Origin of the sequence: Enterobacter sp. 22466, from assembly GCF_052044775.1 — a bacterium.
GTDB classification, from domain to species: Bacteria; Pseudomonadota; Gammaproteobacteria; order Enterobacterales; family Enterobacteriaceae; genus Enterobacter; species Enterobacter dissolvens.
Window position 1 is genome coordinate 15,439 of sequence record NZ_JBQENX010000004.1, and the last position, 26,259, is coordinate 41,697.

The following is a 26,259-nucleotide window of genomic DNA, read 5'->3' on the forward strand; positions in this document are numbered from 1 at the left end:
CAAACCCGCCTCGGCGGGTTTTTTAATGCCTGGAGTTTAGATGCCAATCATCGATTACCCAGACTGGCTGCCACTGGCGCAGAAGGCCAGCAAAAACATGACTCTCGATACCGGGTTTCAGACCGATCAGCCAGCGGTCGGCCCAGCTATCTTCGAGAATCAAACCGACGACCTGAAAGTGACCTGGTCACTTACGTGGATTTTCACTCTGGCTGAGGAAAGAGCATTCCAACAGTGGCTACGCAGCCCGAACTACCTCAACCGGGGCCTGAACTGGTTCCGGATGAATATCAATCTGGGCGGCAGTGGCCTGCAACTCCAGGAGCTTCATTTCACCCAGATGCCGGTGCAAACCAGTATCGATGGCGGGGTGGTGACCTGGACGGGGACCGTTATCGCTAACCACCTCAACAACGCCGACGACGAATTCGACGACATCATTGTTGAGCTGCCTCCGCCTTGGGATTCGTGGCTGGATATCGTTGTTACTGGTTATCCTGACGGGCGCGACCCGGAATCTTTACCGAGAGTGCCGTGATGCCTACCTTCAGAGCTTATAAGCAGCAGCGCCCGACGCGCGGCCTCTACGACACCATCACGTTCTACCATCCTTCCTTTGGCTATGTCCGCCTTGTCGATAAGCAGTTCTTTCCGAAGACGCTTGGCGGCCAGGAGTACACGCCCGCGCGCTTTGAAATCGAAGAGAGCCAGCAGAGCGGCACGCCGGTGATCGACGCGACGGTGAAGTTAGGGCGGCTGTCGTCTGACATCAAATCGCTGATGAAGAAGTGGAAGGGGGCGGCACGGCTGACGGCCATCACGGCCACGCGGCAGATATTCGACAGCGGCGATGTGTCGGTGCCGATTAAGTCCTGGCAGCTTTACGTCAAGACGGTGGACATCGACGCCGATTCAGCGTCGGTAACCCTTTCTGTCACCAACCCGCTGAACAACAACATCGGAAGGCTTTATGACCCAACGGAATACACCGGCCTGCAGTACCTCTGATTTTGTCAGAAGGGTTATCGGCGTGCCGTGGGCTAACCGTGCCTGTTCTTTCGATAAGGTCGATTGCTGGGGGCTGGTGGTCCTGTATTACCGACACGTTCTCGGGATTGAGCTTCACCAGACGCCGGACTACGAAGCCGGGGCCGACTTCTTCACCTGCTATCAGGGCGACGTCGTCTTCTGGCACCAGGCCGATAAGCCGGTCGAGGGCGGGATATTCGTTGGATACCGCGGCGCGCAGCCGGCACACGTTGGACTGGTGCTTAACAGGCAGGCGCTGCATTCACGCGGCGAGAACGGAAGCGTACGCATGGACTCGTTGCTGGTCATTCAGCGGGCATTCACCAAAGTGGAGTTTTTCGAATATGGCGCTGGTTGAGATATCGAATTTTCCAGGAACGCCTAAGCTGCGTTGCAGGGTGCCAAACGGCACCCTTTTTTATGACTGGCTGGCGGCCAATGACGCCACTTTTCACCGCGATATACTGATCGTCCGCAATGGCGTGAAGCTGAGCGACGATGACGAGCTGGCATTTGAACTTAGTGAACTGGACAACATCCAGATATTCGACCAGCCAAAGGGCATAGTCGGCGACATCCTCAGCCCGATCTTTAAGGTGGTGGGTCAGGTGTTTTCGTTCCTGGCGCCGAAGCCCGCTATCGCCAACAACGGCGGAAATACCGTCGACTCACCAAACAATAGCCTGACCGGTCAGATAAATACCGCTCGCGTATACAAAGCCAAGCCTGACATCTACGGCCAGGTGCGTTCATTCCCGGACCTTATTCAGGAATCGGTATTCGAATATGTTCACCAGACATCTACCGACGGCGGCCTGAAGTACGTTACAGAGTGGATGTGCATCGGGATCGGCAAATACGATTACGAGTCTGTGCGCTACTCAGAATCAAGCCTGGGCTCTCTTGCAGGTGCTGAATTCCAGTTCTTCGAGCCTGGCGAAGTCATCCCGCAGATCGTCGAGGGATACGGGTTTGATGATGTCGACGGGCAGGAGGTGCCCGGGCAGAACGAAGCCAGCGATTTCCCGATCGAAACAGCCACTGCTAACACCGTGGTCAGCGGTGCTTATTCCGGCGGCCAGATTGCGATGAAAATCATTAAACAGGCCGAGTTCGATTACTTCATGGGGCTCGTACTGCCGCATGCTGTGACCTTCACGATAAACGTGACGTACAACACCGCATCTGGCAGTGTCACTACTGATGCGACATTCTCCGGCACGCTTATTTCCGCTGTTGAAACAAACGACGGCGCGGTGGTTAACCCGGTTCGCTGGTATACCTTCACGATGAACCGGCTGGATGGTCCACAGGATATCCCGGCCAACGCGACGATAAACACCACGAAATTCATCCTCAACGATAACGAGGCGCTGGTGGTAGGCCCGTTCTTCTCTCCGGTGGAGTCTACGCAACTGTGGCTGCATACCCAGTCCAGCCTTGGCGGGAAGAAAGAAACGAACTGGAAGGTTGTCATCTGGAAAATCGACGACGACTACAACCAGGTGCCGGGCACGCAGCAGACTTTTACGTACCGGCAGACCACGCCTCACCAGTCGACGAGTGAAGTCTTCTACCGCACTGACAAAATCACTCCGACCGGCGGCTTCGGGAAATACGCAGTCAGCTTCCAGCGCACGGATAACTCCGGCGATGCTTCCCTGCTGAAGGTCGAGGAGATCCACAGCATCAACATCCGTACGAACGTTGTTCACCCGACCGACACGCTGGTACGGGTGAAGGTGAGGGCGACAGAGAACGCGCTGGGTAGCCGTGAGCGCAAATATAACGCCCTGGTGACGCGTCACACCATCACGTACGACCTTGAAACGCAGACAGTGGATTACACGCTGCGACCGTCTCGCTCGTTCGCTGACGCGGTGGCGCATACCTGGCTGATTATGGGCGAGCAGCCGGTAAGCAGCATTGACCTGTACGGACTGTACTCTATTGCTGAAAGCCTTCCTGACGAGCGTCTGGGCTACTTCGACTACACGTTCGACGACGAGAACGACTCTTTGGGCGACCGCGTGCAGGCGATCTGCAATGCGGCGTCGGTGGTGGCGTACTGGGATGACGGCGTGCTGACGTTTACTCGTGACCAAAAAGTTGATTACCCGGATGCCGTATTCAACCGGGCCAACATGAAGACGGACGAGTACAAAATGACGTACGAAGCTACTCTTCCAGGCGGCTACGACGGCGTGCAGGTGTCCTATGTTCACCCGACAACAAACAACAAGACGTACATCAACTACCGCGTGGTGAACGGCGCTATCGTCGAGCAGGAAGCTGAGAACCCGAACAAGCTGGAGATCGTCGGATTTCGTAACGAGTATCAGGCGCGGGAGCGCGCGCTGCGCGAAACAAAACGCCTGATCTACTCGCGCGTGAAGATGAACGCCAAAGTGTTTGAGGACGGGATAATCCAGGTCGGTAGCGTCGTGCAGATAGCGGATATCTACGACAGCAACCAGCAGCAGGGTTACATCACCGGCCGCGCCGGGAATAACTTCGATACCAGCGAGCCGATCACGTTTACCGGGGATATGTATGTGCTTGTAACCGACAGCCTGGGCAACCCGACTCTGCGCTATCCGGCCACCGCCCGTAGCGACACGAAGTACGGCTTCACCGCGGCAATACCAGAAATTCAGCTCAATATATGGAACGGAGACACTGTGCAGCTCCCGTCGCGCTATATCATCGCGACAGTAGAGGAGCTGGACAGCCAACTATGGACGGTAAACAGCATCAAACCGAACACAGATAACACGGTATCTCTGACCGTCGCGGAATACAGCGACGCCATCTACCAATAAGAACCGTCCCCGACCAACCGAACCCGGCCACCGCGCCGGGTTTTTTTATGGAATCAATATGGCTACGCAACCTACCAATTTGCCTGTCCCAAGCGAATCACCACGCGATCTTAAGTTTAACGCGGGGAAAATTGACGAGTTCGTTACCTCGCTGGTTAACACATATGTTGACCGATTCGGTAACGAGCATTACACCATCGAAGGCCTGCGCTGGCTGGCGCAGCAGGCCATTGCGCAGTATGGATGGGTGCCAGTTGGAACATTCCAGGCCGGTGCAACGTTAACGAGCCCGAATCAGATTCTGAAAGACGAAACCGATGGTGAATACTACCGGTGGGATGGTTCATTCCTTCCATCCGGTAAAGTTGTGCCTGCTGGTTCTACTCCTTCATCTACTGGTGGGATTGATGAGGGGGCATGGATCAGCGTTGGGGATTCCGCGTTACGTACCATGCTTGCGTCTTCAGCAGGAGCGTCAATGATTGGCCTCCAGCCTCAGGGTAAGTTGCCTGACGTTATCAACTGGGTAACGCCGGAGCAGTGGAGCAATTTAGTTGATGTTACAAACGACTGGTCTGCAGCGATGCAAGCTGCCAATGACTACGTGGCTTCAATTGGTGGGGGGAAAGTAATATGCGCAGCAAAAAAATACTGGGGGTGCAATATCCGCAGAAGCCCACTGGTATTTTTTGAAGGTCAGGGGGTATCTGCAACAACTATCAAAGCACCAGATGGGTGGGACGCTCCCGGTGTTATTGTTGATGAAGGATTCGAAACATACGCCTCACCCGCCGACCTGGGAGCTTATGGGGGCGGAGTCAGCAAAATGTTCATTGATGGGAACTATGAAAACTTTGCTGGTACGCCGTCTAAAATGTCCGGCAATGGCGTTCTGTTTGCCGGTGCAGGAATAGAAATTAAGGAGCTTGAGGTTCAATATGCGCCAGCTACAGGGTATGTTAAGCTCAACTACGCAGGATCGCCAAATCAACACCCAGCATACTGGACAAGAGACAAAGGACAATTTGCAGTTAGCTCAAACACAGACATATGCGTAAAAAACTGCGGTAATGATTGCATGTTTGTTGATGATGCCGACTCTCTCTATCATCGAATTTTGGCTGGGCTACCCGCTTTTGGCGTTGGCACTCAGGTGACCAGCTTCTGGGATACAACTCGCCGATGTGCGGCTATGCACTTCAATGCGTCAGCCGATTTACTCCAGTTGCATTGCTATGGCTATCACGGAGGCTGGGGGCTGGTACTCGGTTCAGGAGATTACACAAAGTACCCAGCTTTGTTTCGCGCAGTTAACATCATCATTGAGTCTGTGAGTTGCGCTCTTTGGGCCCGTCCTACCTGCCAGGTGCAAGGCACTCAATGGGAAATCCACTCTATAAGCATGAGCCAGCTTCTTCCAGAGGTTAATGTATATGGATCCTATACCCCTGGTGTAGTCATTCAAAGTGGCCAATTTATAGCGACGAGCCAAGAAAGGAGACTTGCCAGTGATTATGGCCTAATAAGATTCAGTAACGTTTCACGAAGTGGTTCAAACCCTACAATAGGATTCTCAGGAACTCATGTTGTCCTGGCTGGAGAGAACAATACTCTTCAGGTTCAAATCCAGAGAAGTTTGTTCTTTGATCCAGAGCTCGGCGGGATTGGGATTATGCTGGCAGGCCTTAACAATATTGTTAAAAATGGCAGTGTAATAACCGGTTTTTTGGGCGCAGACTCCTCTGGCACGGATAGTGCTGCTATTCAGGTGCAACCATCTGCTACCGCTACAGTTGATATTGATATACATCGCTGCAAGGTTGGGCTCAGATGGACAAACAATGCAAGCCAACCGCTTGTTTCAGGACGAATCAATATGAAGGACAATATTAATATTCTGCAGGTGGCTTACGCAAACGCAAACGCTACTCAGCGTATGGCTCTGGAAATCACCACTCCTGGCGGCGGAGGGAACAGACAGTCAGCGTTGAGTGCAGCAGGCGCTGTGAGTGTTACCGCATCAGGTCAACAGACGATCACTGTTACAGGGCTGAATCTTCCTTACGTCCCATCCACTCAAGAAGTAAAGGCATGGTGTTTTAACGATCAGGCATCTGCTCAGACAATTTACGCCGAACCTCAGTACATTAACTACATTCAAACTGAGTCAACAGTAAACTTTTTAGTTTTCAGAGTAAAAGTTAACCCAGTTTCAGGAGCTGCGTCTGGTCAACGGCTTGGTGTGAAGTTGAACTAGCTTATGAGTTCCAGGGATGGAATTCACCTTCTCCATGATATAGACTTCCGGCAGAAATTTGATCGGGGGTTACGTGGAATTTAGAAAGGATATCAATGGACTTAGAGCGTTCGCGATTTTGGGCGTGCTAATTTTCCATTTTAATCATAACGCACTGCCAGGCGGATTTTCAGGAGTAGACGTGTTTTTCGTTATCTCTGGATTTCTGATGACGAAGATAATTTTTACTGGGATTGATAGCCATAATTTTTCAATACTTAAATTCTATGCAGCCAGATGCAGAAGAATTATCCCGGCACTGGTCGTGCTGTGCGCCGCATTATTGGCTTTTGGATGGTTCAGTCTGGCTCCATTTGAATATCAGAGACTATCATATAACAGTCTTTCCAGCATATTTTTCATTTCTAATATGGCGTATTGGGCTGATTCGTCATATTTCTCCACAGACTCAGCTGCAAACTGGTTGCTGCATACATGGTCTCTGTCAGTCGAATGGCAGTTCTACCTGATATACCCACTGATCATTGCGGGGGCAGTGAAGATTGCAAGCCGTGAAGTAGCCGTTAAAGCTCTCTTTCTGCTATTTACTACAAGTATTGCATTGAGCACATGGCTGGCCTATTCATATCCCACATCTGCCTTCTACCTGCTCCCATCAAGAGCATGGGAAATGATTGCCGGAGGGTTGGTGTTCCTCTTTCCTGTCAGCGCTACGATGCGGACAAGAAAAGCAATGCTATACGTAGGGGTTATAGCGATAATTCTTTCATTTGTTTTCATGAGTGAATCGCTGTCTTGGCCTGGTATGTGGGCTGCCATACCAGTGGCTGGCGCTTGTTTGATACTTTCATCTTCAATGAATAATAACTATATAACTGGCAACTGGTTATTTCAAAGGATAGGTGATAGCTCATATTCAATATACTTATGGCACTGGCCTTTTGTTGTATTCCTGTTCAATAAGTCTCTTCTTAATAATGCATGGTATCTTTCGTTAGGGATTTTACTGTCTTTCATTTTTGGATATTCCTCATTTAAGCTAGTGGAAGGCAACGCAAAAAAATCAAAGCTCATGCATACGTTTTTATCGTCCATCTCAGTAGCTATTTTATTGACTTTGATATACAGCACCCATGGTGCTGATGTCTCATTTAGAGAGATGGCTAAAGATGCAAAGGCAAATTATCCGACTATGTATAGCCGTGATAACTACTACAATAAAAACGTCTATAAACCATACTTGGAAGACTGTAACTATTATGACGCTGTGAACTCCAGAGCCAAGGAGTCTGTTCCTGAGTATTGCAATAAAGTTAAGGGATCTGGCGGAATTGTGATTTGGGGTGATTCGCACTCTCAGGCTCTGGGGGTAGGTATTAGAAACGCATATACCCACATACCCGTTTACCAGGTTGCATCTTCAGCATGCAGACCAGGATTAAAGATGGACTGGAGAGTAAAAGGCGAAGTTAAAAAGGCTTGCGAAAATGCACAATCTGCTGCATTGGAACTGATAGGAAAGGTTAAGCCCGATATCGTCATCATGGCGCAGGTGGCTAAGCATGAAGAAAATGATTATCCAGCGATTGAGGAAAAGCTCAAATCTTTGGGTGCTAAGTCAGTTATCGTTGTTGGTCCAGTTCCTCAATACATGACTGCGCTCCCAGTGGTAATTGCTGATCGTCACTGGGATAAGGGAGAGGTGCGCTTCTCTGATTCGGCGCTTGTGAAGCATGTTATGGACACAGATAAAATCATGCTGAGTAAACATATGAATGATGGCTACATAAAATATGTTTCGGTCATAGAAAAACTTTGCAGTGGTGATGTCTGCCTGGCAAAGGTAGATGATGACAACACTCCGATAGTATGGGATTACGGACATATGACCGTGAAAGGATCTGAGTATGTAACCAACAAGATACTCAAGCCAGTCATCGATTCCACTCTAAAAAAATAATACAACCACACCAAACACATAGCCCACACCTGTGGGCTTTTTTGCATTCTGGAATTGATCGATACCGCCGATCAGTAATACTGTATGCATGTACAGTTAATTATTGTGAGGTGACCATGCCACGCACAGCAGACATAAAGACCGCCTTCATTGCGGCCATGCAGCTAAACCCAAAGGGCTACCAGTACCTTCGGACCGAGAGCTTCATCGAGAAGCTGCGTGACTACAACTGGCACTTTACCCTGGAAGATGCCAATGCATGGATAGAGCGTTACCAGCAAGACTTTGTGGATAAGACAACAGATCACAGCGATAACCGATACTGGATCCTGCGTAACATGGGGAGGGTGCAATAATGGGCTTTCCTTCACCGGCATCGGATTACGTTGAGCAACAACTATCACCTGTTGTGCTGTGTAACATTGGAGCGGATAGCAGAGTGCTTGAGACAGATATTGGCTTTGCGGTTATCGAACCGTGTGTGAAAACCTGCGAAGGGGATGTTCTTCTGATTCTGAGCGATGGACGCACGCAGTTTGCAAAGCTGATGGGTAAAGCGCTCATTACGGATGATGGAGAGGCAATAGAGGGTGCTGCACTTGCAGAAGTGGAGGTACTTGGAGTGGCGACGTTCTTCATCAACCGAGTAAGGGAAGATGACTCCCCTGTGATGTGATGGGGCATGGGTGGGACACAAAACAGCACTCGCTCTAAGGTGAACTTAGACGACTGATGTTTTCGACGACTATAACCATCTGTTATTTGGTGCGCTCTTGGACGATCTTTGTCGATTATGAAAAATGTATGCTCATATGATGGGTATGCAGGTCTAAGACCTGGACGATCTTCGCTGGCAGCCTTAGTGCTTTAATGCCACAATATTTTTTTCTTCGAATGCAGGAAAGATGATGAAAAAAATAGCAATTGCTGGCGCGCTGCTGGCACTCACCGGGTGCGTACAGGTGGATAATTATCAGGATGTGATTAAGCATCCCGTTCCGGCGCATCTGGCGGGATACTGGCAGTCAAAAGGGCCGCAGAGTAAAATGGTCAGCCCGGAGGCGATTGCCACGCTGGTGGTGACGGAGGAGGGCGATACGCTGGACTGCCGTCAATGGCAGCGCGTGATTGCCGTGCCGGGAAAAATCATGCTGCGTTCAGACAGCTATTACAACGTAACCAGCAAGCTGGATATCTACCCGCTGGAGCGCGATGGCTCGGTGCTGGAGTATGATGGCATGGAGCTGCAGAAGGTCGATCGCCCAACGGTGGAGTGTGCCGATTACCTGAGCAAAAATCCGCTGGAAAGTAAGCTACCGTAGCCGTTTTTGGTGTTTGCACCCTCTCCCTGTGGGCTGAGGGTTCCCCAGTAATTCATAACCAGAAGTGATAACGCTGCTCTCAGAATGACTGAGAGCATTCAGCGATGCCCTGGTCCGGCTGTAAATCGCTGAGGCGTTTCCTGCAGGCCGGGGCGAGGCGCATGGATGCGCCGAGAGGGCGGCGGCGATTGAGCCGCCCTGGCACGTTCACGGGTCATGTTGTTACAGAGTTGCAAGGAACATAAAGTGAACGGAATGACCTCCACAGCCGTATGTTCCCCCTCACCCCAGCCCTCTCCCAAAGGGAGAGGGGGCCGTCTGTGCAGGCATTATTTATGGGGATCCCTCAGCCCTGTGGGTGAGGGCATCAGGCCGCACTCGTCAAATACTACAACGCATCCTCAATCACCCACACACTCACGCTTCCACCTTTGCAGGTAAAAGTCCCTTCGCCATCCGCCGCGGTGGTGACCGTTTCTTCACGATTGCCAAGAAAATCACGCCAGGTTTTGTTGCCGTAGTTTTCCCCAAGGCAGATCACTTTCTCGCCATCATCCCCATTGGACATCACCACCACACAGCCGGGATCCTCATCGGTGCCACTGCGGCTGAACGCGATACAGTTAGGGTGGTCAAAAAACAGCGTCTGCACGCCGTGGGCAAAGCGCTGACGGGCGAGGATCAGCTCATGAAGCTGCTCAATCACCGGCATATCAATGTGGTAGGTTTCACCGTCTCCCCCGGTATCGTCATAGCTGGCGCCAAAGAGGTCGGGATAAAACACGCTCGGTACGCCATTTTCCCGCAGCAGGATCAGGGCGTAGGCCAGCGGTTTAAACCAGGCTTCCACCGGCGCTTCAAGCGCCTGCAACGGCTGGGTATCATGGTTGGCAACCAGCGTCACCGCGTGGAACGGATCGGCCTCCACCAGCGTGCCGGTGAAAATCTGGCTCATGTCGTAGTCCCGCCCCTGGCGCGAGGCCTCGTGGAATTTCATCTGCAGGGGGGCATCAAACAGCATCGTTTTCCCCTCGACCTGATTGATATAACCCTGCAGTTTATCCACCTCGTGGGACCAGTATTCCGCGACAATAAACAGCGGCTGCGTCGCCACTTCCTGAACGTGTTCAATCCACTCCTTATAGAACCAGGCGGGGATGTGTTTGACCGCATCCAGGCGGAATCCGTCACAGCCGGTTTGTTCCATGACCCAGCGCGCCCAGTACTTGATCTCCTCCGTCACGGCATGGTTACGAAAATCGATATTTTCGCCCATCAGATAGTCGAAATTACCCATTTCATCATCAACCTGATCGTTCCAGCCTTCGCCAGTGTAGTCATTGACGATTTTGAAGATGCCATCCTCATTGGGGTTTTCGATGTGGTCGATGCCGCTGAAGCATTTGTAATCCCAGACAAACTGCGAATACTGTCCGGCGCGGGCAGGGAAGGTGTAGCGGGTCCAGGCTTCGCACTCGATGATCTCATCATCGATTTGCGTGCGGTCCTGTTCGTTCACGCGCTGAACGCGAACCTGCTCTTTCTCATCGGCGCCCATTTTGTGGTTGACCACCACATCCAGCAGCACCGCGATGTCATTACTTTTGAGCGCATCAATGGCTTCCAGCAGTTGGGCTTTATCACCGTATTTGGTGGCCACGCTCCCTTTCTGGTCAAACTCCCCGAGATCGAACAGGTCGTATGAATCATACCCGACCGAATACCCGCCGGATGCGCCTTTATAGGCCGGCGGCAGCCAGATCATATTGATGCCGATTTCGTTAAGATTGGGGGCTAATGCCGCGACCTCTCGCCACAATTCACCGCCTGCAGGGTAATACCAGTGAAAACATTGTAACAGGGTGGGGTTTTTCATCGTCCGTGCTCCAGAAGCCGTTTGGCTGACTTCTGGAGTATGGATGAAGAAATCATAATTGTGTGTCGCGGGTCAAACTTTCTGGATAAAGAATATTCCCTGACAGCTTTCCATAGGTTGATGTGATGGATTGCTGTTTACCGGTTTGATCAATGAGGCTGCGCAGTTCGTCCATGCGTGCGGCAAGCAACATTTTTAACTCGGTCTCGTTTTGCAGAACCTTCTCGAGTAAAAAACGGGCCTGCTCAATCTGCGATGGATGTGCCTCGGATATAGGGTTTTTGGAGATGTTCTCTACCAGCTGAACATAAGAAATCTCCAGCGTAATGAGCTCGTCCCAGAGACCGGAACGAGCATGTTTTAGCATGGTAAGGCTGAGGTTATAGAGGGCCTGCCAGTTATCAAGAGCGGACGCTGGATTATTCATCAATAGATATCCTGAGAAGAAGGACCATTGGGACCAATTTGTTTCCACGCATCCGCAATGTTATTGAGCAGCGCTTCGACCTCTACAATCGCCTCCACGTCGTTACGCAGATTGGCATGCAACAAACGTCTGACCATGTACTCGTACAGCGCGGCAAGGTTGCCCGGTAATTCACTGTCGATGTCCATATTCAGACCGGCTTTTAAACCATTATCGATAATATTGATTGCCTTCGATAAGGCTTCACCCTTTTCGGTGATTTTACCTTCGTCCAGGAAAAGCCGGGCGCGGACAAGGGCACTCAGTGCCCCGTCAAACAGCATTACGACAAGTTGATGCGGACTGGCACTTAGCACCGCGCTTTCCAGCCCGACCTGCTGATAAGCTCGGGCGCCATTTTGTGCATACATATACGTTCCTTACGACTAAGAACTAAATTGCTGTTTCAGGTAGGTGGCCGTGTTATTCAGTTTACTCATCATGGTATCAAGACTGTTGAACTGGGATTTATAACGGGCCATCGTGGCTTCGATGCTCGCTTCCATTGCGTCATAGCGCTTATCCAGGGTTTTCAACGTGCTGTTGATACCGTCAGTGGCGCTTTTGATGATCCCTTCTTTACCGGTGGTCGTACTCAGCATGGTGGTCAGGGTTGCGCCCATCTGCGTGGCCAGACCGGTTGTTTTACCATCGCCAACAAAGTAGGCCTGTACCGCTTCCGGGCTGTCGGTCAGTGCTTTTGTCAGTTTTGCATCGTCGATTTTCAGGTTTCCCATTGAGCCGTCAGCACCCACGGTAGGATCCTGGGTAATACCGAGCTGGGCCATGATCGCGTAAGAGCCAGACTGGACGACGGTCAACATATCGCGCAGCTGTGACTGCACAGAACGCACGGTGTTGTCACCCAGCAGTGCACCGTTGCTGGCAGACTGATCGGCACCGGCTTCCACCTTCACATATTTGGTGATGCTGGCGATGGTCGACTGCAGGGAGTTGTAGGCGGTGACCCAATCCGTCACGGCTTTTTTGGTGGCATCGGTAGAGCGGGTGACATCTAAATTTTCGCTCTTGGTGCTTTCTGCCTTCAGCGTGAGGGTCACGCCCGGCAGCGCGTCATTAATCGTGTTTGTAGAACGTTCAATGTCGATGTCGTTGATGGTGACCACGGCGTTCTGAGACGCGGTTTGTTGCTTCATCGCGCCGGTATTCGTCGCTGAATCGTAGCTGATAATGCCTTTTAACGTGTCGTCACCGGTCACCGTCACCGTCATGTCATTGGCCGTGCCGGTGGTTTTAGAGGACAGCATCAGCGTGTACTCGTTGTCCTTCGACTTCACTACCGTCGCCGTGACGTTGCCGTTAGCCTTGTTAATCGCGCTGGCAATGCCGTTCAGGCTGGTGTCGCCGTCAGCAAGATCAACCGTCAGCGGTTTGGTGGTGCCTGGCTGGCTGATGGTGATGGTGCGCGTCGTGCCGGTGGTCGCCCCCAGCTGTGCGGTGGCACTGGTCTGGACGGCGGAGGTTAATACCTGGGCTTTCGCCAGCGATTTAACCTGCACGCTATAGGAACCTACCGCTGCACCGGCCGTGGTCGTGGCGCTGAAGGCGGTGTTGGTCGAGCCAATAGACGCCGCGTTCCAGGTGTCCGTTTTGCCCAGGGCTGCAGTGGCGGTATTCAGTGACGTCATTGCACTTTGCAACTTACTGAACGCGCTCAGCTGGGCATTATAGGAGGTCTGCTGATTGGTGATGGTGTTCAGCTTGGTTTTTTCAGCCGTTTCGAGATTGTTATACAGTGTTGCCAGATCCAGACCCGAACCTACGCCCAGACTCGTAATTGTCGCGCCTGAAGAGAGAGTGATTGAGCTACTCGCCATTTTTTTATTTCCTTTAGCCAATGGTAGTTTCAGGTAGTTATCGGCGACTTATGCAGATAGTTTACGTTTCAGGTAAAAAAATTATCGACTGAATAGCGCTCAACCTTACGGCCATATAGCACTATTGGCGCGTGAGAGGCATATATAAAAGAAAAACGCGTGAACAATAAAATGCGAAAACATTTCCTCAAAAATAGGGTTTCTGATGGCGCTCTGGGTAGAGTTTAATAACTATAAATTTATTAAAATCATTGGGTTAATAATTTTTTGACGAAATTTCTAAAGTCTTATTCAGACCCGTCGATAACTTTCATGACGGTGAGAGACGCCGTGAGTGTTAAGGCACCGACCCTAGAAACCATTTTTGAAGGAATTAAATTATGGCAGTTATCAATACTAACCTGTTGTCCCTGACCACTCAGAACAACCTGAACAAATCTCAGTCTTCTCTGGGCACTGCTATCGAGCGTCTGTCCTCTGGTCTGCGTATCAACAGCGCGAAAGATGACGCTGCTGGCCAGGCGATTGCTAACCGCATGACCTCCCAAGTTAAAGGTATGACCCAGGCGGCGCGTAACGCCAACGACGGTATCTCCCTGGTTCAGACTGCTGAAGGTAACCTGAACGAAATCAACACCAACTTACAGCGTATTCGTGAGCTGTCTGTTCAGGCTGCTACCGACACTAACGGTTCTTCTGACCTGACTTCCATCAACACTGAAATCACCCAGCGTCTGGCTGAAATCGACCGTATCGCGGGCGCAGCTAACTTCAACGGTAAGAAACTGCTGGACGGTTCCGTATCTACCGCGCTGAAAATTCAGGTTGGTGCAGGTACTTCTTCTAACGACACCATCTCCATCGACAGCAACGCGCTGATCAACGCCACCTCTGGTACCCTGAGCGCTGGCCTGAGCACTGCAATCTCCGATAACGCCTCTGCACAGGCTGTTATCTCTGCTGCTGACGCTGCAATCGCGAAAATCGATACCGCGCGTTCTAACATGGGTGCGATTCAGAACCGTTTCGAATCTACCATCAACAACCTGAACAACTCTATCAACAACCTGTCTGCTGCTCAGTCCCGTATCCAGGACGCTGACTACGCTACTGAAGTTTCCAACATGTCTCGCGCGCAGATCCTGCAGCAGGCTGGTACTTCTGTACTGTCTCAGGCAAACCAGGTTCCACAGGCAATGCTGTCTCTGCTGCGTTAATCGCCGCGCCTGTTTCACAAAAGGTTGCTGGAAACAGCAACCTTTTTTTTTGCCCGTCAGACAATCTCCGAAATAAGCCATTATTCCCGGGGGTGTTCCTTCCATTATCCCGAATATTCCCTTGTACGATGGGTAAGAATCGCAATCTTACTAAGAGAATCGGGATGAACAAGTTCGAGCGTACACGATCGCTGCATCAGTTTTACCGCGACGAATTTTCACGGTTAATTTTCCTGCCGGAAACGGATGCATTGCCTGCGCATATCGTTACCGAAATCCTGCATTATAAAAATTCCGATATTGCCACGCTCGAACCCCAGATCATGGAAGCCATGACCGATCTGGATGCAGACAAAGAGCTCGCCGTTAAGCGCATGCTGTGCGCGATTGCTGCCGCAAACGCCGCGTTTGATTTTAAAAATCAGGGTAAGCCCACGCCATTTTCAAAAGAGATGAGCGACACCATTACCGGCTGGGTGGTAGAGGCGCTTCAGCACGACGACAGCATTAATCTTCTGGTGGCGGGTATTCAGGTCTTCTTCCGTATTAACGAAATTGAAGCCGCACTCTTCCTGATTTCTAATTACTACGCGGTGGTGAATCCATCCCCAACCGTGATGAAAATATTGTTGTTAGTGTGTCTGATGGAAGATGATTTTAATCAGATGCAGACGCTTATCCAGCAACTGACCGCCAATCCTGAACATATTGGTGAAGACGCGTTAACGATGCTGATGATCGTCACGGGGATTCATAAGCTGGGTGGCTGTCCTGAATCGTTCATCGATTTTTCCGCCCTGAAAATGCCTGACTATGAGCCTGATTTTTCGCACTACGCGTGGCTTCTTCCTGCCGAAGAAAACGGAAAAACCACGGTTCTGGTGGCGTGCGACAAACGCTATTACTTCGATCATGCCCTCACGCTGTTAGGGTCTGTCTACCACACCAACGGCGATCGGCTTAACGTTCACCTGCATCTTTATAACCCGGATGATGAGACAAAGGCGCACGTTAATTCGCTGCACCAGCGTTTTCCGGGCATGGTGATATCCGCGACGGCCGAAACCATTACGCCTGTTTTTGGTATCAACGTCTGGTACGCCTCAAGACGTTTTGTTTTCCTCAGCTATGCGCTGAGCGTATTCACGTCCCCGATCATGGTGCTTGATGCGGACTGTCTGGTGCGTAAGAACTGGTCAGATATTGCGCCACATCTTCCGAAGAGCGAGATCGTCCTCTCTTACAGCAACGGCGCGCCGCCGTGGGAGCAGGTTCCCGCGGGCTTTGTCTATACGGTCCCGGGCGCGCTTTCGCGGAAATACCTTTCGCTTGTCGCCACCTTTATTGACTGGAATTTACGCCGCGGTAATGCGGAGTGGTTCCTTGATCAGGTCGCACTCTCGGTTTCTCTGGATGCACTACCGGCGGTTGACCAGATGGCCATTCATCGCGAGCCGCTGGAGAAACTGATCGACATTCGCTACACCGACGACACGTTCAGCTGGACAGTGACCACGCAAAAATCAGGCGGCGAAGCGTATCAGAACTACAAAGCTGCGATGCAACAAACCTATTTTGCCTAACCACTGAACTGATGGAACTTTCTCTGTATGTTGTATCCAGATAATCGATTCACGCTATCGGGCCTGCAGGCGGCCGCTGCTCTGTATCAGTTTCCTGCCGGGGCGCCTGAGCGCGCGCGCGTCCTGGATTTAGGCTGCGGGCAGGGGGATGTGTTGTTATCCGCTGCGCTGGCCTGGCCTGATTGTGTCGGGATAGGGATTGAGAGTAACGAAGAGGCTGTTGCCGTGGGGCAGAGACAGGCGCAGCGTCTGGGTATCGCCAATATCGAACTGGTTGCGGCAGGTCTTCACGATGTGCTGAACGTGTCGCCGGGAGAATTCGATTACATTCTTATTCGCGGGGACTTTATTCCTGCAGGTATGCCAGAGCGTGACGCGCTGTTGCAGTGGTGTCGCCGCCATCTGTCGGCGCACGGCATGATTGCCATCCACCAGACCTTTAGTCCGCCTGAGTCCGCGGCGCAGTATGTCCAGGATGCGCTGGCCTTCCACGCACGTCTTGCGGGCCGGTCAGAAGAGAAGGTGGCATTTGCTCGCGGTATGCTCAGCTATCTGGCACTGACCCAGCCGGAAGGCGAGATTAAACAACATGTGCTCGCGATGGAGCGCGTTGACGACGCCACCCTTATTGAGATCCTGGCAGGCGCCACGCATACCTGTGCACAATTCATTCACTTCAACGATAGCCTTTCATCCTGCGGGTTACGCTACGTGGGAGATGCGCTGCCGCAGTACGAAACGGGTGAGAGCTTTAGCGAGCAAATCCATCAGCTGCACGCTCTGGTCTCATCCGGCCAGGCGTCGATTGCCGCGCAGCAATATCTCGATTTTGCCGTCAACCGTCGCGAGCGCGTCAGTCTGCTTTCCCGTGATGATGCCCTTGACGCGGCGGCGCTGGATTTTACCCGCTTAAACGCGCTGCACTGGGCCGGCGATTTCAGACGGTACCGCAACGATCGGGGTGAAGTCGTTAATGCGCATACCAACGCGGAAGGGAAGTTTTTCTCAACGCTAAATACCACGACCCTGCAGATTCTCGATCTGCTTGGCGGCGCATGGCCGCTGAGCCTGTCGTTTGAACAACTGGTGTTCAACACCCGTCTTCCTGAAAAGGAAGAGGATGTCGCTCAGCAGGTGCTTGAGTCACTGAAAGATCTGTTTCTCAATCAAATTCCGGGGCTGTACTGGGCCGGTTCACCGGGGCCATACAATGTTCAACCGGAACGTGAGTTGGCCTTCATTGCCCCCCTTCAGGCCGGCGATGACGCTGACGTCACGCTTAATCTGTGGGGCGCGCGCGTCACCCTCAGTCAGGAAGAGCGAGAATTTGCGGTGGCAGGCATGGATGTCAATCAGGCCAGAAGCAGCGCGCTTTTTTCTGCGCTAAAAGCGAAAGGCCTGTTGAAAGGCTCCCCTGAAGCATGGCGCAGAGCACAGCAGCATTATTTACGCCCGGGCGATGTCGACTATCTCAAACGCAGCATCGATACGCTGTTGCTGCTTAATGTCGGATCGCAGCAGGGCGGTTTACTTGCTGAGGGGCAGATAATGGCAGGGGAGAAGGATGAACAGGATCCCGCCATCGATCTCATTTACAAAAACGTCAATGCCCTGATTGCCGCGGGGCTGGCAAAAGATGCGCGCGATTACATCCGGGGACAGATTGAAAACGATCCCCATAATCTGCATATGCTTCGCTGCTATTCCCGCGCCAGCCTGCTGATGGGCGACTGGGATGAGGCCTTATCGGCACTCAGTCAACTGATGAGCCGCTACTCTGCTGGACAGGATATCTGGTTCGACCTGGCCACCGTGCTGCAGAAAAAAGGTGAGTTGCATTATTCAGCCCGTATTCTCCAGGCGCTGCTGCGGTTGAATAAAAACAACGCGTCATTCTGGAATACGCTGGCGGTGGTCTATCACTCGCGCCGCAACATGGCCATGGCTGAACGCTGTGCCAGGGAGTCTTTGCGCTATAACGCCACGAACCCGCTGCATCTCGCAATGATGGGCATCATTCTGAGTGATAACCAGAAACTAACGGAAGCACGCTATTTCCTCGAAAAATCGCTTGAGTTTGCGCCGGGCGATTTTGACTGCTTCACCAGCCTGCTGTTTGTTCTGACCCACGATTTTTCCATCTCGCCGGAGGTGCTCTTTGAGCGCCATCTTGCCTATGGCGAGCTGGTAAGCGCTTGGGCGAAAAAATTCGACCTGGCGCTGCCGTGGCAGGGCAGCAAGGATCCTGAACGGCCGCTGCGCGTTGGCTTTGTCTCCGGCGATTTCCGCAACCATCCCGTCAGCCGCTTCCTGCGGCCATTCTGGGATGGCATGGACCGGAAACAGTTTTCCCTCTACGGCTATAGCACGCTCGATAAAGATGACGCCGTCACGGAGCACTTCCGTAGCACCTCGACGAAGTGGTTATCCGTTACCGATCTCAATAACGTTGAGCTGGCAAAACAGATCCACAGTGACGGGATCGATATTCTGTTTGACCTCTCGGGCCATACCACCGGGACGCGACTCCCTGCGTTCGCCTTTAAGCCTGCGCCGGTGCAAATCACCTGGCTGGGCTACCCGGGCACGACCGGGATGACGCAGATGGATTACCGCATCATCAGTACCGGGTTCGTCAGGAATGCGGCGATAGACGCGCAGTTCACGGAGAAGCTGATTGCGATCCCACTCGATAACTTCTTCGAGCCGGATGCGTCCAGTCCTGACGTCAATACGCTGCCAGCCCTGACGAACGGCTGGTTTACCTACGGTAGCTTTAACCGTCCTAAAAAATTGAACGATCGGGTGTTCGCGCTGTGGGCGCGCATTCTGCAGCATAACGCCACGTCACGGCTGCTGATTGGTTTTATGGATGATGACGCGATGATCGCGCGCTACCGCAAAAAGCTGAATGCACTGGGCGTGCCGGATGAACAGCTGATCTTCCGTAAAACCACGGGAATGGAGGCCTATCTTCATATGCATCATGAAGTGGACATGCTGCTTGACTCCTTCCCGTACAACGGCGGCACCACCACCAGCCATGGCATCTGGATGGGCGTCCCAACGCTGACTCTGGCTGGGGCAACGTATCCCGCACGCCAGGGGCTGGAGATTATGCATATCTACGGGCTGGATGAATTTGTTGCAGACAGTCAGCAGGACTATTTCGACAAAGCCGTGCGCTGGCAAACCCAACTGGAAACCCTCGATGCCCTGCGCCAGAACATGCGGAGCACGATCCCACCTCAGGGGCAGAGCAATGTGGCGATTCCTTTCCAGCAGGCCCTTCGTGAGGCCTGGCGAAAATGGTGTGCTGATGAAGCACCTCACAGTTTCCGGGTAACAGGTACTGAGGATTAACTTATGAAAAATGTCTACGTTACCAGTCCACTTCTTCCGCCACTTGAGGAGTTCATCCCTTACCTGGAGACCTTGTGGGAAAGTAAAATTTTGACCAACAGCGGGCAATTCCATCAGCAACTGGAAGAGGCGCTGGCGGCCTATCTTGGCGTAAAGCATGTCTGCCTGTTCTCCAACGGCACGCTCGCACTGCTGACGGCGCTCCAGACATTACGTATTACCGGCGAAGTGATCACCACGCCGTACTCCTTTGTCGCCACCTCTCACAGCCTGCTGTGGAATGATTTGACGCCGGTGTTTGCCGATATTGACCCTGTCACCTTTAATATCGATCCGGACCGCATTGAAGAACTGATTACGCCTAAAACGACGGCCATCATGCCGGTCCACTGCTACGGTATTCCGTGCGATATGGAACGCATCCAGAAGATTGCCGATACCTATGGGCTGAAAGTGATTTACGATGCGGCCCACTGTTTCGGCGTCAAACAGGATAACGCCAGCATTCTCAATTATGGCGATCTGTCCGTACTGAGCTTCCACGCCACCAAGGTATTTAATACCTTCGAAGGGGGCGCCATTATTTGCCACGATGCCAAAACCAAACAGCGGATCGATTATCTGAAAAACTTTGGTTTTGCTGATGAAACCATTGTGATGGCGCCGGGTATTAACGCCAAGATGAATGAAGTGCAGGCGGCCATGGGGCTGCTGCAGTTAAAGTATATCGACAGTGCACTGCAGGAGCGCGCGGTGATTTATCAGCGTTACGTTGAGCTGCTCGATGCCGCGCTTCCGGCGCTGGAGTACATTAAACCGGCCAGCAATATTGAATGGAATTATTCTTATTTCCCGGTACTTATTCGCGCAGATTCGGCGGTCAGCCGGGATGCGATTTATGCGGAATTACGCAAGCATAATATCTATGCCCGGCGTTATTTCTACCCGCTTATCAGCGCCTTCCCGATGTATCGCCACTTCCCGACGGCGAATGCACAACATCTCCCGGTTGCCGATGAAATTTCTCATTCGGTGCTTTGCCTGCCGATCTATCCCGGACTGCCGGTGGCCGATCAGCGTCGCATTATAGAGATTATTCAGGGCTTGTTTGTCGATGCCGCTCGCGCGGCAGAGCCTGCGCTGGTGGTCAATGGATAGGAAAGGAAATCGATGAAGCTGGCGATTATGCAACCCTATTTTTTCCCGTACTGCGGTTATTTTCAGCTTATGGCGGCCGTTGATGCTTTCGTGGTGTATGACAACATCAAGTACACGAAAAAAGGGTGGATTAACCGTAACCGTATCCAGGTTCGCGGTACGGAGTCGTTAATCTCACTGCCGCTAAAAAAGGACTCGGACTTTCTGGATATCAGGGAGCGGCAGCTTTCGGCAGCGTTTGACCGCAACAAGCTGTGCAATCAGATTGTCGGCGCGTATCGCCACGCACCGTCATTTTCTGCGGTAATGCCGGTGGTTGAGGAGATTATTCAGAACCCGGACGATAACCTGTTTAATTATCTGTGGCAGGGCCTGACCAGGCTACGGGATTATTTCGGCTTCTCCTGCGAGCTGATTGTCTCGTCTGCGTTACCGGCGAATCACGCATTAAAGTCTCAGGATCGCGTCATCGATATTTGTCAGGTGATGAACGCCCGTACGTATATTAATCCCCCGGGGGGCATGGCGCTCTATTCCCGGCAGGATTTTGTCGATCGTGGGCTTGCGCTGCAATTTATCCAGCCGCAGCCGTGGCACTACCCGCATTCTGACGCGGCGTTTATTCCCTGGCTGTCGATTATTGACGTCATGATGTTTAACCCTCGTGATGAGGTGGTTCGTCGCCTCCAGCATGGTTATGAGTTAATTTAATATGTTTACATGGAAAAAATTGGGTAAGGTCTTTACCCCGCAGGAGGTGACTCATCGCCCCTGGCTTAAAGAGTTTGCGCAGGCTCCGGCGACGCTGATCTTTGATGATTTCGTGCGTGTCTATTTCTCCTGCCGCCCACCTGCCGATGAGCAGGGAAAATATGTCAGCTACTCCGCCTGGGTGGATTTGGCACGTGACGATCTCTTCCACGTGTTGCGCGTCGCCCACGAACCGATCCTCCCGTTGGGGGGATACGGAGAGTTCGACGAATTTGGAACCTATCCCGTCTCCGTGATGCGCGATAACGATGTGGTAAAAGCCTGGTATGCGGGCTGGACCCGTTGCGAATCGGTGCCGTTCAACGTGGCGATTGGCATGGCAGTAAGCCATGACCAGGGGGAGACCTTCGTTAAAGCGGGCCCGGGGCCGGCAATCGGTTACTCTCCGGATGAGCCGTTTGTGATGAGTGGGCCAAAAATTCGCAGGTTCAATAACCAGTGGCAGCTTTTTTATATCGCGGGTCGCAAATGGAAGCAGGTGGATGGCCGTGCAGAGCCGGTCTACAAGATCCGCATGGCGACGTCTGACGATGGCATCAACTGGACAAAACTGAATAAAGATCTGATCCCCAGCCGTATCGAAGAGGATGAGGCGCAGGCCAGTCCGGATGTCTTTTACGCCAACGGCAAATACCATATGTTTTTTTGCTACCGCTACAGCGCCCATTATCGCGGGAAACAGAACGGTTACCGGATCGGCTACGCGTGGAGTCTGGATATGATCACGTGGCATCGGGATGACAGCAAAGCCGGCATTGATGTGTCTGCTTCCGGATGGGATGCCGAGATGATCAGCTACCCACACGTATTCGAACTGGATGGCACTGTTTATATGGCTTATCTGGGGGATCAGGTGGGGCGATATGGCTTTGGACTGGCACAACTTGAGGGCAAATTATGCTAACCCTGAACTGGCGTAAGCACGGGCTTATTTATTCGCCGTCACAGTTTCCTCCTCTGGCAAATGGGGTGGGGTTTGCCCAGTCTCCGCAAGCGCTGGTATTTGATGACTTTGTCCGCATCTACTTTTCCACCCGCGAGCGGGAGGAGCATTCAGCAAAGTTCATCAGCCGCGTCTGCTATGTGGATATGGATAAATCGCTGCGGGAGGTGCTGCGCATCAGTCCCGAGCCGGTGCTTGCTCCTGCTGAACTGGGCACATTCGACGAGCACGGTATTTTCCCCTGCAACGTTCTGCGTCACGACGGCAAAATCATGGCCTGGACAACCGGGTGGAACCGTCGCGTTTCGGTCTCGGTTGATACGGCCATTGGTCTTGCGGTAAGTACGGACAATGGCGAACACTTCACCCGCATCGGTACCGGGCCGGTGATGGGCCCCTCATTGCACGAGCCGCACTTAGTGGGTGATGCCTTTGTTATCCATACCCGTGAACGTTTCCATATGTGGTACATCTTTGGCACGGGCTGGAAAAAGCGCACGCCGGATTCGGTGCCGGATCGCATCTATAAAATTGCCCATGCGGAATCAGACGATGGCATCCACTGGCAGCGTGACAGCCAGCAAATCATTCCTTCGGTGCTGGGGGAAGACGAATGTCAGGCGCTGCCGACGGTGATTGAAATCAATGGCCGGTATCATATGGTCTTTTGCTTCCGGGAGTGTTTCGATTTCCGCACAGGGCAGGGGCGCGGTTATCGTCTGGGCTATGCCTGGTCTGATGATTTACACCACTGGCATCGTGATGATAGCCAGATGGCGTCGCTCGCGTCCGTGGATGACTGGGACAGCGAAATGCAGTGCTATCCCCATCTTTTCCGCTGCGATGAAAAAGTCTATTTGCTTTATAACGGTAATGCGTTTGGCAAAGCAGGGTTTGGCCTGGCGGAACTGGTGTTATGAATTGCTGGGCGTTTTGCCAGAACCGCGCCTCACCGGAGGAGATCGTCGAACACTTTAATCAGTGTGACCCGCTATTTGTCGCGTCTATTACCGAAATAATCGCGTTGCAGGACTATGCCAAAAAAATAGCGGAGCGGGCATGGCGAACCGAAGCCTGGCATAACACCACGCTCACCGGACTGGTTGCAGCCTATTACAACGCGCAGCGTCAGCAGGGATTTATTACGAATGTTTCCGTTTTGCCTGACGCTCAGCATTGCGGTGTGGGTAGTCAGCTATTAATTCAAAGCATTGAACATTTACAGTCCCTGGGTGTGACTGAAATTAATCTTGAAGTCGATAAGAATAACGTGTCGGCGCAACGTTTATATCTAAAGCATGGATTTATCTTCGGACGATCAAACGCTTCAAAGATAACCATGACTTTGCAGAGTGAGATAACAACATGACCCTTCGTGATTACAATCTGGAAATCAAAGACACTGCCGATCATCAGTATGCCTATAACTTTGATTTTGATGTGATGCACCCTTTTATGATCCGTGCGTTCACACCGTTCTTTAAGCCGGGTAATTTACTTGAACTGGGTAGTTTTAAAGGTGATTTTACCGCACGCCTGGCTGAAAAATTCAACGCCATCACCTGCGTGGAAGCTTCCGAAGAGGCGATGACCATCGCCCGTGAGCGCCTGGGAAAAAACGTCTCGTTTGTCCATTCCCGCTTTGAGGATGTTCAGCTTCCTGCGCGTTATGACAATATTGTTCTCACCCATGTGCTGGAGCATATTGACGATCCCGTTAACCTCTTAAAACGCATTAATGATGAATGGCTAACGGATGATGGACACTTTTTTCTGGTCTGTCCTAATGCGCATGCCGCGTCCCGACAGATTGCCGTTAAAATGGGATTAATTTCGCATAATAGTGCGGTGACGGAGGCTGAGTATCAGCATGGCCATCGTTGTACTTATTCTCTGGATACGCTTGAGAGAGATGCCCGTCTTGCGGGACTCAACGTTGTGTATCGCACGGGTATTTTTTTCAAGGCGCTTGCTAATTTCCAGTGGGACAAACTTTTACAGACAGATATCATCTCGAAGGAATATCTTGAGGGCTGCTACGAGTTAGGCCATCAATACCCTGATTTATGTTCCAGCATATTCTTGCTGTGTAAAAAAGGCTGACGTTATTCTTACTGCAGGATGCATGTTATCCCGACATGCATCGGTAACCCCCCAAATAACCCCTTATTTTACCCACTATTCACCCAATTGAACGCCCTGCAGAATCGGATAATCATGCCGATAACTCAACTAACGCAGGGCTGTTTATCGTGAATTCACTCTATACCGCTGAAGGTGTAATGGATAAACACTCGCTGTGGCAGCGTTATGTCCCGCTGGTGCGTCACGAAGCATTGCGCCTCCAGGTGCGTTTGCCGGCGAGTGTGGAACTGGACGATCTGCTACAGGCGGGCGGTATCGGGTTATTGAATGCAGTTGACCGATACGACGCTCTGCAAGGAACGGCATTTACCACTTACGCAGTTCAGCGTATTCGTGGCGCGATGCTGGACGAGCTGCGCAGCCGGGACTGGGTGCCGCGCAGTGTTCGCCGCAACGCACGCGAAGTGGCGCATGCGATGGGGCAGCTGGAACAGGAACTGGGACGCAACGCTACGGAAACGGAAGTGGCGGAACGGCTTGGAATTCCTGTTGAAGAGTATCGTCAGATGTTGCTCGATACCAATAATAGCCAACTCTTCTCTTATGACGAGTGGCGCGAAGAGCATGGCGATAGCATCGAGCTGGTGACGGATGAGCACCAGCAAGAAAACCCGTTACACCATTTAATGGAAGGTAATTTACGCCAGCGCGTCATGGAAGCCATTGAAGCTTTACCGGAGCGCGAACAACTGGTGTTGACCCTCTATTATCAGGAAGAGCTCAATCTCAAAGAGATTGGTGCTGTTCTGGAAGTGGGGGAGTCGCGGGTGAGCCAGCTGCACAGCCAGGCCATTAAACGCTTACGAACCAAACTGGGTAAGTTATAGGTGATTGATTCATCTGAAAAATGCCGCACAACGTATTGACAACCAGGAGTTATCATGACGGTGCAGCAATCTAAAAGACGGCCTTTAAGCCGCTACCTGAAAGACTTTAAACACAGCCAGACGCATTGCGCCCACTGTAACAAGTTACTCGATCGTATCACGCTGGTTCGTCGTGGCGAAATCGTCAATAAAATTGCGATTTCTCGTCTCGACACGTTGATGGATGAAGCCGCGTGGCGCGAAGAGCAGAAAGAGTGGGTGGCGCTTTGCCGTTTCTGTGGCGATCTCCACTGCAAAGAGCAAAGCGACTTCTTCGATATTATCGGGTTCAAACAGTTCCTGTTTGAACAAACGGAGATGAGCCACGGTACCGTGCGCGAATACGTGGTTCGCCTGCGTCGCCTGGGGCAGCATCTGACCGTGAACAATATTTCTCGCGATCTGCTCAAGACCGGTTATCTGGATGAAAACCTGGAGCCGTGGCTGCCTGCAACCAGCACCAACAACTACCGTATTGCGCTGCGCAAGTACGCACAATATAAGGTACAAATGCCCGGTGCGGTAAAGCAGAAAGCCCACGCCGGGACAACTTCTGATATATATTAAAAAAGAATAAGATGTAGCGCAGTCGCCTTTGACCTTGCAGGCGATTTCTCTACACTACTCAAAAATTCCACTATAT

The 26,259-nt window shown here is 51.9% G+C and carries 24 protein-coding genes; 20 read left to right on the forward strand and 4 right to left on the reverse strand.

The features are described from left to right. Positions 1-40 precede the first annotated feature (40 nt). From ACTJJI_RS12225 to yedD, 9 genes are all read left to right on the forward strand, one after another. A complete protein-coding gene (locus ACTJJI_RS12225) occupies positions 41-538 on the forward strand; it encodes a hypothetical protein (protein WP_057072460.1) in 498 nt (165 codons plus the stop codon). Next, a complete protein-coding gene (locus ACTJJI_RS12230) occupies positions 538-1,008 on the forward strand; it encodes a hypothetical protein (protein ID WP_440654243.1) in 471 nt (156 codons plus the stop codon). Before ACTJJI_RS12225 ends, ACTJJI_RS12230 begins: the two co-directional genes overlap by 1 nt. Beyond that, positions 971-1,387, forward strand: coding sequence for an NlpC/P60 family protein (locus ACTJJI_RS12235; RefSeq protein WP_440654245.1), 417 nt, complete (start codon positions 971-973; stop codon positions 1,385-1,387). The genes ACTJJI_RS12230 and ACTJJI_RS12235 overlap by 38 nt, the downstream gene beginning before the upstream one ends. Further along, positions 1,374-3,851 carry a host specificity factor TipJ family phage tail protein gene (locus ACTJJI_RS12240; protein ID WP_440654247.1) on the forward strand — a complete coding sequence of 826 codons (2,478 nt, stop codon included), beginning with the start codon at positions 1,374-1,376 and terminating at the stop codon, positions 3,849-3,851. Before ACTJJI_RS12235 ends, ACTJJI_RS12240 begins: the two co-directional genes overlap by 14 nt. 58 nt (positions 3,852-3,909) lie before the next feature. Further along, positions 3,910-6,108, forward strand: coding sequence for a hypothetical protein (locus ACTJJI_RS12245; protein WP_440654249.1), 2,199 nt, complete (start codon positions 3,910-3,912; stop codon positions 6,106-6,108). 73 nt (positions 6,109-6,181) lie between these two features. Next, entirely contained in the window at positions 6,182-8,068 is a 1,887-nt protein-coding gene (locus ACTJJI_RS12250) for an acyltransferase family protein (protein ID WP_440654251.1), read from the forward strand. A 116-nt stretch (positions 8,069-8,184) separates the two neighbouring features. Then, complete coding sequence (locus tag ACTJJI_RS12255) at positions 8,185-8,424, forward strand: hypothetical protein (protein ID WP_440654253.1); 240 nt, start codon at positions 8,185-8,187, stop codon at positions 8,422-8,424. Further along, positions 8,424-8,744: a hypothetical protein gene (locus ACTJJI_RS12260; protein WP_163280463.1), complete on the forward strand. Its 321-nt coding sequence runs from the start codon at positions 8,424-8,426 to the stop codon at positions 8,742-8,744. Before ACTJJI_RS12255 ends, ACTJJI_RS12260 begins: the two co-directional genes overlap by 1 nt. Positions 8,745-8,976: 232 nt before the next feature. Then, positions 8,977-9,390, forward strand: a complete 414-nt coding sequence (yedD, locus tag ACTJJI_RS12265) for a lipoprotein YedD (protein ID WP_014832473.1) — start codon at positions 8,977-8,979, stop codon at positions 9,388-9,390. A gap of 388 nt (positions 9,391-9,778) precedes the next feature. On the opposite strand, the gene amyA is transcribed toward yedD, so the two are convergent. Genes amyA through fliD form a run of 4 tightly spaced genes read right to left on the reverse strand, consistent with a single transcriptional unit; the run spans position 9,779 to position 13,570 of the window. Next, a complete protein-coding gene (gene amyA, locus ACTJJI_RS12270; protein WP_096927447.1) occupies positions 9,779-11,266 on the reverse strand; it encodes an alpha-amylase in 1,488 nt (495 codons plus the stop codon). Positions 11,267-11,318: 52 nt separating this feature from the next. Beyond that, complete coding sequence (gene fliT, locus ACTJJI_RS12275) at positions 11,319-11,693, reverse strand: flagella biosynthesis regulatory protein FliT (RefSeq protein WP_014832471.1); 375 nt, start codon at positions 11,691-11,693, stop codon at positions 11,319-11,321. Beyond that, positions 11,693-12,103, reverse strand: coding sequence for a flagellar export chaperone FliS (gene fliS / locus ACTJJI_RS12280; protein WP_014832470.1), 411 nt, complete (start codon positions 12,101-12,103; stop codon positions 11,693-11,695). Before fliS ends, fliT begins: the two co-directional genes overlap by 1 nt. Before the next feature lie 15 nt (positions 12,104-12,118). Then, a complete protein-coding gene (gene fliD / locus ACTJJI_RS12285; protein WP_014832469.1) occupies positions 12,119-13,570 on the reverse strand; it encodes a flagellar filament capping protein FliD in 1,452 nt (483 codons plus the stop codon). Positions 13,571-13,950: 380 nt separating this feature from the next. Between fliD and ACTJJI_RS12290 the strand changes: the two genes are divergently transcribed. The 11 genes from ACTJJI_RS12290 to fliZ all read left to right on the forward strand — a co-directional run bounded on the left by ACTJJI_RS12290 (position 13,951) and on the right by fliZ (position 26,183). Further along, on the forward strand, positions 13,951-14,787 hold the full coding sequence (locus ACTJJI_RS12290; protein ID WP_014832468.1) for a flagellin N-terminal helical domain-containing protein: 837 nt from the start codon (positions 13,951-13,953) through the stop codon (positions 14,785-14,787). Positions 14,788-14,951: 164 nt separating this feature from the next. After that, entirely contained in the window at positions 14,952-16,370 is a 1,419-nt protein-coding gene (locus tag ACTJJI_RS12295) for a hypothetical protein (RefSeq protein ID WP_063411535.1), read from the forward strand. 27 nt (positions 16,371-16,397) lie between these two features. Then, positions 16,398-19,733: an O-linked N-acetylglucosamine transferase family protein gene (locus ACTJJI_RS12300; RefSeq protein WP_440654258.1), complete on the forward strand. Its 3,336-nt coding sequence runs from the start codon at positions 16,398-16,400 to the stop codon at positions 19,731-19,733. A 3-nt stretch (positions 19,734-19,736) separates the two neighbouring features. Continuing rightward, the gene (locus tag ACTJJI_RS12305) at positions 19,737-20,891 is read left to right on the forward strand and encodes a DegT/DnrJ/EryC1/StrS family aminotransferase (RefSeq protein WP_440654260.1); all 1,155 of its coding nucleotides are present in this window, start codon (positions 19,737-19,739) and stop codon (positions 20,889-20,891) included. A 12-nt stretch (positions 20,892-20,903) separates the two neighbouring features. Then, positions 20,904-21,602, forward strand: coding sequence for a WbqC family protein (locus tag ACTJJI_RS12310; protein WP_046887995.1), 699 nt, complete (start codon positions 20,904-20,906; stop codon positions 21,600-21,602). 1 nt (position 21,603) lies between these two features. Further along, the gene (locus ACTJJI_RS12315; RefSeq protein WP_046887996.1) at positions 21,604-22,566 is read left to right on the forward strand and encodes a glycosylase; all 963 of its coding nucleotides are present in this window, start codon (positions 21,604-21,606) and stop codon (positions 22,564-22,566) included. Beyond that, on the forward strand, positions 22,560-23,525 hold the full coding sequence (locus tag ACTJJI_RS12320) for a hypothetical protein (protein ID WP_063426108.1): 966 nt from the start codon (positions 22,560-22,562) through the stop codon (positions 23,523-23,525). The genes ACTJJI_RS12315 and ACTJJI_RS12320 overlap by 7 nt, the downstream gene beginning before the upstream one ends. Further along, entirely contained in the window at positions 23,522-23,974 is a 453-nt protein-coding gene (locus ACTJJI_RS12325) for a GNAT family N-acetyltransferase (RefSeq protein WP_083021071.1), read from the forward strand. Before ACTJJI_RS12320 ends, ACTJJI_RS12325 begins: the two co-directional genes overlap by 4 nt. Continuing rightward, positions 23,971-24,708, forward strand: coding sequence for a class I SAM-dependent methyltransferase (locus ACTJJI_RS12330; RefSeq protein WP_046887999.1), 738 nt, complete (start codon positions 23,971-23,973; stop codon positions 24,706-24,708). Before ACTJJI_RS12325 ends, ACTJJI_RS12330 begins: the two co-directional genes overlap by 4 nt. 149 nt (positions 24,709-24,857) lie before the next feature. Continuing rightward, a complete protein-coding gene (locus tag ACTJJI_RS12335; protein ID WP_013096018.1) occupies positions 24,858-25,577 on the forward strand; it encodes an RNA polymerase sigma factor FliA in 720 nt (239 codons plus the stop codon). 54 nt (positions 25,578-25,631) lie between these two features. Next, positions 25,632-26,183 carry a flagella biosynthesis regulatory protein FliZ gene (gene fliZ, locus ACTJJI_RS12340; protein WP_014832458.1) on the forward strand — a complete coding sequence of 184 codons (552 nt, stop codon included), beginning with the start codon at positions 25,632-25,634 and terminating at the stop codon, positions 26,181-26,183. The last annotated feature ends 76 nt before the right edge of the window (positions 26,184-26,259 follow it).